General features: G+C 34.6%; 13 protein-coding genes and 2 tRNA genes. 9 read left to right on the top strand and 6 right to left on the bottom strand.

Annotated features, from left to right (window positions below; all coding sequences use genetic code 11):
• Positions 1-171: 171 nt before the first annotated feature.
• From ACTJIP_RS05435 to ACTJIP_RS05425, 3 genes are all read left to right on the top strand, one after another.
• Entirely contained in the window at positions 172-465 is a 294-nt protein-coding gene (locus tag ACTJIP_RS05435) for a helix-turn-helix domain-containing protein (protein ID WP_426481684.1), read from the top strand.
• 243 nt (positions 466-708) lie between these two features.
• Positions 709-2,127, top strand: a complete 1,419-nt coding sequence (locus ACTJIP_RS05430) for an amino acid permease (protein WP_180564562.1) — start codon at positions 709-711, stop codon at positions 2,125-2,127.
• 255 nt (positions 2,128-2,382) lie between these two features.
• The gene (locus ACTJIP_RS05425; RefSeq protein ID WP_428168719.1) at positions 2,383-3,015 is read left to right on the top strand and encodes an HdeD family acid-resistance protein; all 633 of its coding nucleotides are present in this window, start codon (positions 2,383-2,385) and stop codon (positions 3,013-3,015) included.
• A 55-nt stretch (positions 3,016-3,070) separates the two neighbouring features.
• Here ACTJIP_RS05425 and ACTJIP_RS05420 read toward each other — a convergent pair whose 3' ends face one another.
• The 3 genes from ACTJIP_RS05420 to ACTJIP_RS05410 all read right to left on the bottom strand — a co-directional run bounded on the left by ACTJIP_RS05420 (position 3,071) and on the right by ACTJIP_RS05410 (position 4,902).
• The gene (locus ACTJIP_RS05420) at positions 3,071-4,477 is read right to left on the bottom strand and encodes a hypothetical protein (protein ID WP_219071763.1); all 1,407 of its coding nucleotides are present in this window, start codon (positions 4,475-4,477) and stop codon (positions 3,071-3,073) included.
• A gap of 139 nt (positions 4,478-4,616) precedes the next feature.
• A tRNA-Gln gene (locus tag ACTJIP_RS05415) sits at positions 4,617-4,687 on the bottom strand.
• Positions 4,688-4,831: 144 nt separating this feature from the next.
• A tRNA-Gln gene (locus ACTJIP_RS05410) sits at positions 4,832-4,902 on the bottom strand.
• 99 nt (positions 4,903-5,001) lie between these two features.
• Between ACTJIP_RS05410 and ACTJIP_RS05405 the strand changes: the two genes are divergently transcribed.
• The 5 genes from ACTJIP_RS05405 (at position 5,002) to ACTJIP_RS05385 (ending at position 9,210) form a co-directional block, all read left to right on the top strand.
• Positions 5,002-6,030 carry an AMP-binding protein gene (locus ACTJIP_RS05405; RefSeq protein WP_219071762.1) on the top strand — a complete coding sequence of 343 codons (1,029 nt, stop codon included), beginning with the start codon at positions 5,002-5,004 and terminating at the stop codon, positions 6,028-6,030.
• A 39-nt stretch (positions 6,031-6,069) separates the two neighbouring features.
• Positions 6,070-6,462, top strand: coding sequence for an alternative ribosome rescue aminoacyl-tRNA hydrolase ArfB (gene arfB / locus ACTJIP_RS05400; RefSeq protein ID WP_219071761.1), 393 nt, complete (start codon positions 6,070-6,072; stop codon positions 6,460-6,462).
• Positions 6,463-6,510: 48 nt separating this feature from the next.
• Positions 6,511-7,155 carry a hypothetical protein gene (locus ACTJIP_RS05395; protein ID WP_426481689.1) on the top strand — a complete coding sequence of 215 codons (645 nt, stop codon included), beginning with the start codon at positions 6,511-6,513 and terminating at the stop codon, positions 7,153-7,155.
• A gap of 301 nt (positions 7,156-7,456) precedes the next feature.
• Positions 7,457-7,837: a GreA/GreB family elongation factor gene (locus tag ACTJIP_RS05390; protein WP_440704198.1), complete on the top strand. Its 381-nt coding sequence runs from the start codon at positions 7,457-7,459 to the stop codon at positions 7,835-7,837.
• Positions 7,838-8,235: 398 nt separating this feature from the next.
• Positions 8,236-9,210, top strand: a complete 975-nt coding sequence (locus ACTJIP_RS05385; RefSeq protein WP_440704197.1) for a deoxyhypusine synthase family protein — start codon at positions 8,236-8,238, stop codon at positions 9,208-9,210.
• A 351-nt stretch (positions 9,211-9,561) separates the two neighbouring features.
• On the opposite strand, the gene ACTJIP_RS05380 is transcribed toward ACTJIP_RS05385, so the two are convergent.
• A complete protein-coding gene (locus ACTJIP_RS05380) occupies positions 9,562-9,708 on the bottom strand; it encodes a hypothetical protein (RefSeq protein WP_167498843.1) in 147 nt (48 codons plus the stop codon).
• 89 nt (positions 9,709-9,797) lie between these two features.
• On the opposite strand from ACTJIP_RS05380, the gene ACTJIP_RS05375 reads away from it, so the two are divergent.
• Positions 9,798-10,094: an MGMT family protein gene (locus ACTJIP_RS05375; protein WP_077418989.1), complete on the top strand. Its 297-nt coding sequence runs from the start codon at positions 9,798-9,800 to the stop codon at positions 10,092-10,094.
• Positions 10,095-10,387: 293 nt separating this feature from the next.
• On the opposite strand, the gene ACTJIP_RS05370 is transcribed toward ACTJIP_RS05375, so the two are convergent.
• A complete protein-coding gene (locus ACTJIP_RS05370) occupies positions 10,388-10,780 on the bottom strand; it encodes a helix-turn-helix transcriptional regulator (protein ID WP_077418990.1) in 393 nt (130 codons plus the stop codon).
• Positions 10,781-11,297: 517 nt separating this feature from the next.
• A complete protein-coding gene (htpG, locus tag ACTJIP_RS05365) occupies positions 11,298-13,190 on the bottom strand; it encodes a molecular chaperone HtpG (RefSeq protein ID WP_440704233.1) in 1,893 nt (630 codons plus the stop codon).
• Positions 13,191-13,226: the final 36 nt, after the last annotated feature.

Raw genomic sequence — 13,226 nt, 5'->3', positions numbered from 1 at the left:
GTTTACCGAAGTGATATTTTCTCTGAAAAAAGGCTTATTTTTGACTCTTTTCTATGTTGAAAATAAATATCATGTAACGTGTATAATGTTTTGCCAAAGGTATTTATTAACTTTGTTAGAGGCTATTAGATAATCTTCTAAAATATACCGAAAACTACTAAAACAAAAACGATGAAAGTATGTGGACAAAATATCAGAAAAATTCGCAGGAGTAAAGACTTTACCCAGGAATACATGGCTTTTGAAATGGGAATCTCCCAGAAAGCTTATTCCGATATTGAGAATTCCAAGGTAAAGATCAACCTGGAGATACTGAATAAAATATCAACTATTTTAGACATCAAGCCATCCGATATCTGCAGCATTTCGCATAAATGTGGAATAGATGCGTATGAAGATAAATATCAGGATCTTTTGGAGTATATGAAAAAGAATAATATTTCGATTCCGAAAGAGTTTTTGTAGACTTTAGTTTTACGCTTAACATTAAATATAAGTCATCATAAAATAATGATCTTCTTCAGCTATCGAAGAAGATCATATTTTTTTGTGCTAAAAATAGACAACAACTCGTAAGCTTTATCAATCATGAGATAAAAAGAAAAGTGGGCTCTTCTGTTAGGGGAAACCCGAATTGTCAATTTACCCCATGGAATGTGAATTTCTCTGAAAAGTTTTTATATATTTAGCGACCGAATAATTCATTCAATGAGCAACGAAAATAAAACAGGAGAAAAGGAGACTTTAGTTAGAGGATTAACAAATCGACATATACAATTAATTGCCCTTGGAGGTGCCATAGGAACCGGGCTGTTTCTGGGAATCGGGCCGGCTGCAGTACTGGCAGGACCTTCAGTAATTTTAGGCTATGCTTTAGCCGGAATTATTGCCTTTTTTATTATGCGTCAGCTTGGTGAAATGGTTGTTCAGGAACCCGTATCAGGAAGTTTTAGCCACTTTGCCTACAAATATTGGGGAAATTTCCCAGGATTTGCTTCCGGATGGAACTATTGGATTCTCTATATCCTGGTAAGTATGGCCGAGCTCACGGCAATAGGGCATTATATTCACTTCTGGTGGCCGGAAATACCGCTCTGGGTTTCCAGTTTGTTCTTTTTTATTGTGATCAATGCGCTTAATCTCGCTTCCGTAAAGGTGTACGGAGAAACAGAGTTTTGGTTTTCCATCATCAAAGTCGTAGCTATTATTGCCATGATTATCTTCGGAGTATACCTTTTGATAAGCGGTACAGGAGGAGAAAAAGCAACCATCACCAATTTATGGAACGATGGCGGATTCTTTCCGAAAGGATTATTTAATAAAACAGAAAACGGGTATTCAGGATTATTTGCTGCAATGGCCATGATCATGTTCTCTTTCGGTGGATTGGAACTTATCGGAATTACTGCGGCAGAAGCTAAAAATCCAGAGAAAACCATTCCACAGGCTACCAACCAGGTAATCTATAGAATCCTTATTTTTTATGTAGGAGCTTTGGTGATTTTATTTTCATTAAGTCCCTGGAGAGATATTACAGAAGGATCCAGCCCGTTTGTGATGGTGTTTCAAAATCTAAATGGTCTTGAATTCAGTATTTTTGGTAAGGTAATTCAGTTCAATACATTGATTGCAAATGTTCTTAATCTGATTGTTTTAACAGCGGCTTTATCAGTATATAACAGTAGTGTTTACAGTAACAGCAGAATGCTTTTCGGACTGGCTCAGCAGGGAAATGCTCCGAAATTCCTGAAAAAACTGAATAAAAACTCTGTTCCTATCAACGCTATTCTTATTTCATCATGCTTTGCCGGGATATGTATTATCATTAATAAACTAGTGCCGGAAAAAGCTTTTGAATACTTAATGGCTTTAGTAGTATCTACTTTGATCATCAACTGGCTGATGATATGCTACACCCATTTAAAATTTAAAAAATCAATAAATGCGTCAGGAATTCTTTCAAAATTCCCATCTATATTTTATCCAATATCCAATTATATCTGTATTGCCTTTTTGGTTCTTATATTAGGATTGATGAGTATTACAGGAATGGAAATTCAGGTTATTCTGATCCCGGTATGGATTGGCTTTTTGTTTGTTATGTACAAATTGTACAAACCGAAGTAATAATATAAAACAGATTTAAACATGTTTTGGAAAGGTGAAAATTATTTAGTTTTCACCTTTTTGTTTCTGTATCTGATAGAATGAAGTGTTTTTTTTGTGGGAACAATTCACACAATCTGGTATGTTCTACGGTTATTTTTTTGTACATTAGTAAGAGGTTATATTTCAAATTCAGGTGAAATTTTAATCTGTTTGAAATACCTGCGGACAAGCCGAACCCGTTTCAAAAAGTAGGCAGAACTAAAAAAGACACCTATGGCTAATTTATTTCAAACTCTTACCAACACTGTAAAACATTGGTATATTCCATTAATCTTCGGAATTCTTTTCCTGATCTGTGGTTTTTATGTATTCAGTGTACCGCTTGCAACCTATGTTACACTTTCTATTTTCTTTAGTGTTTCATTCTTATTTTCAGGAATTACTGAAATATTCTTTTCCTTACAGAACAGTAAGTCCTTACAGGGCTGGGGCTGGTTTCTGGTAAGTGGATTATTAACGACTGCAATAGGAGTTTATCTTATCGCAAATCCTCAGATTTCAATGACAGTACTTCCGTTTGTCATAGGATTTACTTTACTGTTTCGCTCCTTTCAGTTGTTGGGCTTTGCTTTCGACCTGAAAAGTATGAGAATAATGAGTTGGGGAAATGTAGCCTTTGCAAGCGTCGGAGGAATTATCTTTTCCCTGTTGCTGATATTTAATCCTGTGTTTACAGGATTTTCATTAGTTACCCTTACAGGTGTTTCTTTTATTTTTATGGGAATAGCCTCCATTATGCTGGCTCTGGATTTAAGAAAAGTCAAAAAGATTCCAGGGAAAATAAGCCAGGAATTAAGAGACAGAATCAAATCTATACAGGAAGAGATTGATGATCTTAAAAAATAAATAAGTGTAGTATTTACCAATATAAAAGGCCTTTTGAAAGGTCTTTTTTTTATTTTTAAAATGATAAAACTGAATTCACATTATTCCCGTTCCAGATATAAATAAGATTAAAAGGATCAGCCAGATAAAATACATCATCAACGAGAAATTTATACTCATGTCTGCCTTTCGGGACTTCAACCTCCGCGTACCAGTATCCTTTTTGCTTCTCAAGAACAATTGGTTCTTTTAGCCATTGGGTAAAACTTCCGATAAGTTTTACATTATGAGCACCCGGCCAGGCATTGATTTTAAAAATAACCTTTCGGGAATTTCTTTTTCCATACAAATTCGCCAGATAATCATCCGGAGAATCCTTAAGTACAGAGCGAAAGTATTTCTGTGATTGTATAGAATCTCCTTTATATTGATAAGCGATGGCAAGCCAGTCATTAATCAGTATGCTTTTACCCGTTCTCTTTTTCAGGTTTTCAATAAATGTGATGGCATCATCGGTTTTATCTGTTCGGAGAAGATCTGCTCCAAAATAAATAGCATCATTATTTTTTAAATTATAAACCTCCGATGAATTTTTAAATAAAGAATTGTAAAGCCGAATAGTTTCGTCCATTCCTTTATTCTGATAAATGGAACTTAAAAAGGTTCTGATATTTTTTGGAAAATATTCCGTAATGTCTGAAGAGTGTTTTCCTTTTTTCAGCTCTTTAGCCAATTTGAATCTGACAGGCGTGGTAAAATCTCCCTTTAAATAAAGCATCATTTCCTGCTTTTTCAGATTAATGGTCATTGAGTAGTTGGTTGTAACGTCTCCAGGTTCTCTTTGTGCAGTTTCTGCAAGAATATGGGTAATATTCTTTTCAGTAAAAGAATGAAACTGGGACAGAAGATCTTTGGATGTTTCTCTTCTCCAGCAGGCTTCCTGATGTCCGTTAGCAATGCAGTAATTAGTCAGTGAAAAATTTTGGGTTGTTTTAGTAACAATATAATTACCATGGATGGTAGCGTAATCTCCTGAAGAATCAGCTATGAATAATTGAGCTCCTGAAAGCTTTAATAAATTATAAGGAGCAATAAGTTGAAGAGCTTCTTTTACACTTTTGCATTTTTTCAGAATATCATTTACTACCTCTTGTTCTCTGCTTATTTTGGATAAATTAACGATTACAGGAATATTATCAATTGCGGTATAATCTAAAAAAAGACCGTGTTCATTCATTCCTCCCTGAGGATATTGCCACATGATATCATTATATCCGTCATGTTTTTCAGACCACAGCATATATCCCCATGATTTTTCTTCTCTGGAAATATACCAGAATCTGTATTTCATATCAGGGCTCTCATCCTCATTATTGCCTATCCATACATTTTTACCGTCATTGGCTAAAAAAATAGTACAGGCATTTATTGGAATGAAAGTACCTACTATCAAAAGCCAGATATATATTATTTTGGTTTTCATTACTTTAAAGATATTTTTTTTTAATAAATGCTTGACAATCTTGTTGTTATTTTTTATAATAAAAGAAGCTGATTACCCATTTTAAAATTTTAGAAAGTAGAATAAAAAACAAAAACCATCCTTAAAAAAGGATGGTTTGTAGACCCACAGGGATTCGAACCCCGACTGACGGTACCAAAAACCGGAGTGCTACCGTTACACTATAGGTCTGCTTTATTTTTGGTGTTGCAAATTTATATATTTTTTTCTTATTTACAAATATCTTCTTTCAATTTTCTACTGTTTACCTAAAAAAAATAGATTTTTAATCAAGTAGGATAAAAACAAAAACCATCCTTAAAGAAGGATGGTTTGTAGACCCACAGGGATTCGAACCCCGAATGACGGTACCAAAAACCGGAGTGTTACCGTTACACTATAGGTCTGTTTTATTTTGGTGGTGCAAATTTACAGCTTTTTTCTTTACATACAAGAACTTTTTGATTTTTTTTTTAAATTTACTGTGGATTTTATTTACGGAAAATATGCTGATAGACTTCAATAATCTCAATATTAATAAATTATCATTCCATACGGAGTTTGAAAAAAAAGTGAAAATTTTTCTGAAAGAATGGTTTTCAGAAAAAAGTGGAGTAAATGTCCAGACTTCAGGCTCTACAGGAGTGCCAAAAATCTTTGAAATCGAAAAAAAGAAAATGATCAATTCAGCGGTGATGACATGTGACTTTTTGGGATTAAAAAAAGGAGATACTGCATTACTCTGCCTGCCTGTAGAATATATCTCGGGAAAAATGATGATTGTGCGATCTATAGAAAGAGGATTGAAGTTAAGAATTGCCGAACCTTCCATAAAACCTGTTGAAAACTTGAATGAAGAAATAGATTTTTGTGCTATGACTCCGCTTCAGGTAGAAAATTCACTGGAGAAACTTCATCTGATTAAAAATCTGATCATTGGTGGTGCCGCCGTTTCAGAAAGTCTGAAAAATAAAATTCTGAAGATGAACCTTAGTTCTTCAACCCGTATTTTTGAAACCTATGGAATGTCTGAAACCCTTTCTCATATTGGATTAAAACAACTGATGCCGGAACAGGAAGACTATTTCACGGTTTTTGAAAATGTATCCATCTCTTTAGATGAAAGGGAATGTCTGAAAATCTATGCACCGAATTTAAATGCTGAAGAATTGCAAACTAATGATTTAGTTGATATTAGAAATGGAAAACAATTTAAATTTCTTGGAAGAATTGATAACGTGATCAACTCAGGAGGCGCAAAAATTTTTCCGGAAACTCTTGAAGCTTTGATAAAAAAAGAAATTCCGAATGAAGCTGTATTTATTGGCTTGCCAGATGAAAGTTTGGGTCAGAAATTAATATTGATTATAGAAGGGTATGAATCAGATGAGGTGATAAAGAAAATTTCAGAAATACCGTTTGAAAAAAGCTTTCACAAACCCAAAGAAATTATTTTTATCAGTGAAATTCTGCGCACACCCAACGGGAAAGTAAACAGATTAGAACTATATAAAAGTTTAAATGTAAATTTATAGTCTTGGCTCTTGATTCTAGTATCTCAAAATCTTAAAAAAATGAAAACCTTTTCAAAAGAACTCAGCTTCAGAACTTCCCGCAGCAGCGGGGCCGGAGGGCAGAATGTCAACAAAGTAGAGACTGCTGTTACCGTACTTTGGAAAGTAGATTCATCTGAGTTTTTCAATGATGATGAAAAAATATTGATTCAGGATAAACTGAAAAACAGAATCAATGCAGAAGGCTTTTTATTCCTTACCGTTTCTGAAAGCAGAACTCAGCTGATGAATAAAAATAAAGCCATTGAAAAAATAATTGAAATTGTAAATAAAGCTCTTGTCATTCCGAAGAAAAGAACAGCAACAAAACCTTCAAGAGCTCAGAAACAAAAAAGACTTGATGGTAAGAAAAAGCTTTCCGATAAAAAAGAGAACAGGCGCTTCAAATTTTAGCTTGTTTCTCCCGGAGAAAATTTTAATTTTGCCGGAAACTTTAAAACCATGATAAAAAAACTAATTCTATTGGGAACTATTTCGAGTTCTTTACTTTCTTTTGCACAGGAAAAAATAACTATCATACCGGCTGTAGGATATGCATGGAGAGTAGCTAAAACAGCACCTGGGCTTTCCATGGCGGAAAAAAATTACGTTAAAGGGTTGAAAAACGGAATTCATTTTGAAATTGCGGCTTATTATAATGTGAAAGATATTGGGATTGGTGCTAAATTTTCCAATTATAATGCTTCCAGCAGCGCTGTATTGAGCGGATACAATATGAATGGACAGACGGTTACAGCTTCTATAAGTACTAAAGATAATATTACATTCTTTGGACCTTCCGTTATGTTCTCCAATTATACCAAACCTACAAACCACAAAATTGTTGCTGATGTATCTCTTGGAGTGATTACCTATACTACAAAAACTGAAGCTGTAAAAGGTACAGGTTCAAATCTTGGTCTGGAGCTGGGGGCAGCCTATCAATATGCAGTTTCGAAAAACTTCATGATAGGTCCGAAGTTGGGAATTACTGCAGGAACCTTGAGCAAAATGAAAGTTAATGGACAGACCGTTGATCTTGGTGATGACCAGAAAGAAGGTCTTACAAGAGTTTCTTTAAGTGCAGCCGCTACATTCCGTTTTTAAATGCTATATTTGTAAGGATTACAAATAATCTCATAATAATGGCAGCAACAATCTCTTTATCAGCAGAACGCAGACAATCAGGATTGTTGCTGTCATTACTTTATCTACACACAGATTCTTTTCTGAAAAGTTCTAAGGACTTTATCAATTAAGCCCTGTCAGGATCCAAGACAGGGGCTCATTTCGGATTTTATTTATTGCTTTTTTGCGGTTTTCTATAGAAGAAGGCTGTTGTATGCCTGGATTCTACATTGGATCGTTAGGGAATAACTGCATTTTAATTTAAAAAAAATTGAAGAAAATGTCCAATCATATTATTGTAACCACCGGAATTTATGATGCTATAAAAGATACACTCAGAAGGAAAAAAGTGAGCATCGGAGAAGAAAAAAGACTTACAGAAGAACTTAGAAATGCAAAACAGGTATTGAGAAGAGATCTGCCTGTTGATATCGTAACCGTTGAAAGGAAGGTGACTTTGAAAGACCATACCTTAGATTTTGAACACGAATATATTTTTGTGCCGTCTACCAAAGCAAAGCTTAAAAAGAATAAACATTCCATACTATCGGATATTGCCCTTGCAGTAGTGGGATATAAAGTAGGAGATGTTATCAACTGGCCTTTCAGAGACGGAGAAAGAAAAATTGAGATCCTGAAAGTGGAAGCCTGGGAAGGATAAATAGATATTGAATATTATTAAGTTGAATTATAATAAAAGCGTGGCTTATTTAGCTGCGCTTTTTATTTTATTAGCTCAACTATTTTTGGAAACGCAAAGACGCAAGATTTTCATATACTAAATGCTTTAAGATGCAAGGATTTTATCTCCGATAAAATTTTGTGCTGTTGATTGCTTTATACACAACCCTTGCTGAAAAACTTACATTGAGCGAAGTCGAAATGTTCTTGCGCCTTAAAAATATCCACAATATTTGGGAACTTTTTGCGTCTTTGCGTTTCCCAACAAAATAACTTTAGCATTTAACAAATGATAAAAAAAGACTCCTCTATCACACTTTCTTCAAGTGCTTTGACTGCATTCCGTTTTTAAGTTTTATCTTTGCAAAAATTAAAAAAATGAGCAAACCGATAACTGAATTCATAGAAAAGTATTACCTGCACTTCAACGCAGCTGCATTGGTGGATGCTTCTAAAGGATATGTTGCACATCTTAAAGATGGCGGAAAAATGATGATTACTTTGGCAGGAGCAATGTCTACTGCTGAATTAGGGAAGATTCTTGCTGAAATGATCCGTCAGGGAAAAGTAGATTTTATTTCTTGTACAGGTGCCAACCTTGAAGAAGATTTAATGAACCTTGTAGCACACTCTCACTATGAAAGAGTTCCTCATTACAGAGATTTGACTGCTCAGGATGAGTGGGATCTTTTAGAAAGAGGTTTAAACAGAGTTACAGATACTTGTATCCCTGAAGAAGAAGCTTTCAGAAGATTGCAAAAACATATCGTTGAGATCTGGAAAGATGCTGAAGCTAAAGGAGAAAGATATTTCCCGCACGAATTCATGTACAAAATGATCCTTTCAGGAGTATTGGAGCAGTATTATGAAATTCCTAGAGAAAACTCTTGGATGATTGCTGCTGCGGAAGCTAATCTGCCAATCGTAGTTCCGGGATGGGAAGATTCTACAATGGGTAATATCTTCGCTTCATATTGTATCAAAGGAGAGCTTACAGCTACTACAATGAAATCGGGAATTGAGTATATGACTTATTTGGCTGACTGGTATTCTAAAAATTCAGGAGGTAAAGGAGTTGGATTCTTCCAAATTGGTGGTGGTATCGCAGGAGATTTCCCTATCTGTGTTGTGCCAATGTTGTATCAGGATATGGAAATGCATGACATTCCTTTCTGGTCTTATTTCTGCCAGATTTCTGATTCTACAACATCTTACGGTTCATATTCAGGAGCAGTTCCGAATGAAAAAATCACTTGGGGTAAACTTGATATCACTACACCGAAATTTATCGTTGAAAGTGATGCAACCATCTGTGCACCATTGATGTTCTCTTATATCTTAGAAAACGCTTAAGAATAAAATTCTCACCAGAGATTACAATACGGCGCTTCAATTCATTTGAAGCGCTTTTTATTTGCTAGATTTGGAAATAGATATGTTATGAAAACTAAACTCTTTAAACCATTAAGAAAAAATGAAGAGAGTAAGAATTAAGTTTCATCTTTGATGAATAATAAAGCAGGCAGCTGAAAAATAGCTTTAGCTATTCTCTTAATATTCTTAAAAACTTAAATGCGCTTAATGGTTTAAATAAATAGTGATATTCAATTTGTATCTCAGATAATATCCCTGCGTCTTTGCGTTTTCCAAAAAACTCCACAAGCATCTGTGAAAATCTGTGTCATCTGTGGTCAAATAAAAAAATCAATCTAAAGAATTCACCAGTACAAAATACCGATACGCAAGAATACCTTTCTCAACTTTCGTCAATTGATTAGGATCCTTCTTACTCAACTTCGGAAGCACCTTTTTATTAACTGCATTCAACAGCCTGAAAAATGATTTTTTCATATCTTTATCTTTTAATGAAACATCATCGAGCTTAAGAGAGTTCAAAAATGATGCAAAAAAAGAAAGCCAGCTAAAAATAACAATTTGATATGGACGAGATTTTTAAACAACAGGTATACGAAGTAGCAAGACTTATTCCCAAAGGAAGAGTTTCTACCTATGGTGCCATAGCAAAAGCAGTTGGCTATCCTAACCATTCAAGACATGTAGGAAAAGCGATGGGAGGATGCCCGAAAGATGTTCCTGCTCACCGTGTCATATCAAGCTCAGGAGTTTTATCTGTTCCGGAATTTCAGCCTAAGCTGGAAAAAGAAGGAATTGTTGTGGAAAATCTTAGAATAAAAAATTTCAAAAAGCTGTTTTGGGATCCGTTGGAGGAATTGTAAGTTTCAAGGGACTTAAATAAAAGAATTTTTTAACGCAAAGTTTTTATTTGTTTTCTTTAATATTTTAAGGGGACAAAGTCGAAATCAATTCCATTGATTTTTCAAGCGAATGCATTATCACACAAAGCTTCATCAGCTACAAAGTCAGAACTCTTTGCTTCCTGAAATAAAACCTTAGAATCATTCATTCTTTGCGTCAAAAAATACATTTTGTTTTAAAATTATTTTACAAAAAAATGTCACTCCATAATTTAATATGAGTGACACTAATATTTTAAAAGTTTTAAACCGTATTATTTTCCTCCTTTTGGGAGACTTTTCAGTTCTTGTTTAAGCCTTATATTTTCTTCTTTTAATAAAGTAATATAGTTTTGTAAATTCTCAATAATAGCTCCTGGAATATTATCATAATTATTCTGGTTACTGATTACTCCTGCAGAAGAAGATCTGTCATTAAAGACAGGATGATCATTATTAACAACTACTGTTGGTTCCTCCTCCTCATAAATGTCTTCAATCGGTACATCCAGGAAACGGGCAAGTTTGTCCCATTCATCTTTTACGATTCTTACATCACCGCTTTCTTTTCTGCTGTAATTGGATACATCCGTTGCGATAAAGTCAGCTACCTGTTGTTGAGTATAGCCTTTTTGCTTTCTGATGACGCGTAATTTTTCTTTTTGCATGACCTACATTTTATACAAAAATGGCAAAAAAGCATAATCTATACAATAGAAAACAGAAAAAATATAGAGCAAGACAATGAAAGCGAATAGAAAATGCAGAAAAGCTTTATAATATGAATCTTATTTATGTTAATTGATGATGATTTTTAAGATGGTTTTTGTCTTGTTGGAAAAACGCAAAGGCGCAAGGATTTCTATTTTTATACTGTTTGAAGACGCAGGAAAATCGAAGATTTTCAGGAAGAATAATAGATCATGACTTAGCAGGATACAATTTTATCGAAGATAAAATCCTTGCGCCTTAAAACATAATCTATATAAAAAATAGCGTCTTTGCGTTTTCCAAAAAATTCTCCACAAACATCTGTGGAAATTTAAGATTTTCAAAAAGCTTAAGTACTCTTCCCAACAGTATGATACTTAATTAATAAAACCTTAAATGCCCAAGATCTTTTGTGACTTTTGTGGTTAAAAAGATAAAAAAAGACTGCTTCAAAATGAAACAGTCTCTTGTGTATTATTTTTCAAGTTGCTTATAGCTTCTCTGTATAAAATCTGTCAGGTCTTTTCCTTTCAGTAAGTTTTGTGAAAGCTTGGCAAGATCCAAAGCATATTTGATCAGGCTTTCTTTCTCTTCAGCATTCTCAGTTTTTAAAATCTGATTAGAAAGTTCACTGTTGGAGTTCACCACAAGATTGTACATCTCCGGGAAACCTCCCATTCCGAACATTCCACCTCCGCCTGTAGCCTGCATTTCCTTCATTCTTCTCATGAATTCAGGTTGGGTAATGGTAAATGGAGCATCATTACTGTCGAGATCTTCAAGCTGAACGGTAAACTTAGAATCCTGAATAGCTTCTTCAACATTCTTTTTCAGAGACTCTTTTTCCGTTTCATTCAGTTTCGAAATTACGGGCTCATCTTTTTTGATCAGGTTATTCACGTGATCTGCATCTACTCTTGCAAAAGAGATATTTTCTTTTGATGTTTCCAGCTTCTGGATAACATGTGGAGTGATAGGTGAGTCTAATAACAGAACTTCATATCCTTTATCCTTTGCAGATTGGATGTAGCTGTGCTGCTCATCGGCATTGGTAGCATATAGTACAACCAGTTTATTGTCTTTATCCGTTTGTACAGGCTTGATTTTTTCAACCAATTCATCCCAAAGGAAATACTTTCCGTCTGTTGTAGGATATAGTGTGAATTTGTCTGCTTTTTCAGCAAATTTTTCTTCTGTAACAATTCCGTACTCAATAACGATCTTTATGTCATTCCATTTTTGCTCATAGTCTTCACGGTTTTCGTTGATTAAAGAAGCCATTTTGTCGGCTACTTTTTTCGTGATGTAAGATGAGATCTTCTTCACAGCACCATCAGCCTGAAGATAAGAACGGGAAACGTTCAAAGGAATATCCGGAGAATCTATGACGCCTCTCAGAAGCATCAGGAAGTCCGGAACGATACCTTTTACTTCATCTGTTACAAAAACCTGATTTTGATATAATTGTATTTTATCCATGTCAATATTCAGGTTGTTGCTCAGTTTCGGGAAGAAAAGAACTCCGGTAAGATTGAAAGGATAATCAACATTCAGGTGAATATTGAATAATGGTTCCTCAAACTGCATAGGATACAGTTCGTGGTAGAACTTCATATAATCTTCGTTGGTCAGTTCGTTTGGAGCAATCGTCCACGCTGGTACCGGATTATTGATAATATTGTCTACCTCTTCTGTTTCAGCCACAGCATCTTCAGGAGCGTCTTCCGGTAATGGAAGCGTATGTGTTTTTGTCCCGAATTTAATAGGAACAGGCATGAATTTGTTATACTTTAATAACAATTCGCGGATTTTTCCTTCTTCTAAAAATTCTACAGAATCCTCTGCAATATGAAGGATAATCTCAGTACCTCTGTCTGTTTTGTCAGTAGTTTCTTCAAGAGTGAATTCCGGGCTTCCATCACAGATCCAACGTACTGCCGGTTCATCTTTATAAGACTTTGTAACAATTTCAACCTTTTCAGCCACCATGAACGCAGAGTAGAATCCAAGACCGAAATGTCCGATAATTCCTGAATCTTTCGCAGAATCTTTATATTTCTCCAAAAACTCTTCAGCCCCTGAAAAAGCAACCTGATTGATGTATTTTTCAACCTCTTCACCAGTCATACCAATACCCTGGTCGATAATGCGTAAAGTTTTCTGGTCTTTATCAATTTTAACTTCAAGTTTCGGATTTCCGTATTCCACTTTTGCTTCTCCGATGCTTGTTAAATGCTTTAATTTTAAAGTAGCATCTGTTGCATTGGAGATCAATTCTCTTAAGAATATTTCGTGGTCACTGTAAAGAAATTTTTTAATTAGTGGGAAAATATTTTCCACAGATACATTAATATTTCCTTTAGTCATCATATTTTATATTTTAATTGTTCAAGATACTTCTCA

It is taken from the genome of Chryseobacterium sp. 22543, assembly GCF_052044565.1.
In the GTDB taxonomy this organism is placed as follows: Bacteria; Bacteroidota; Bacteroidia; order Flavobacteriales; family Weeksellaceae; genus Chryseobacterium.
The sequence above is the reverse complement of the archived record's forward strand: the minus strand, read 5'-3'. Positions and strand labels throughout refer to the sequence as shown.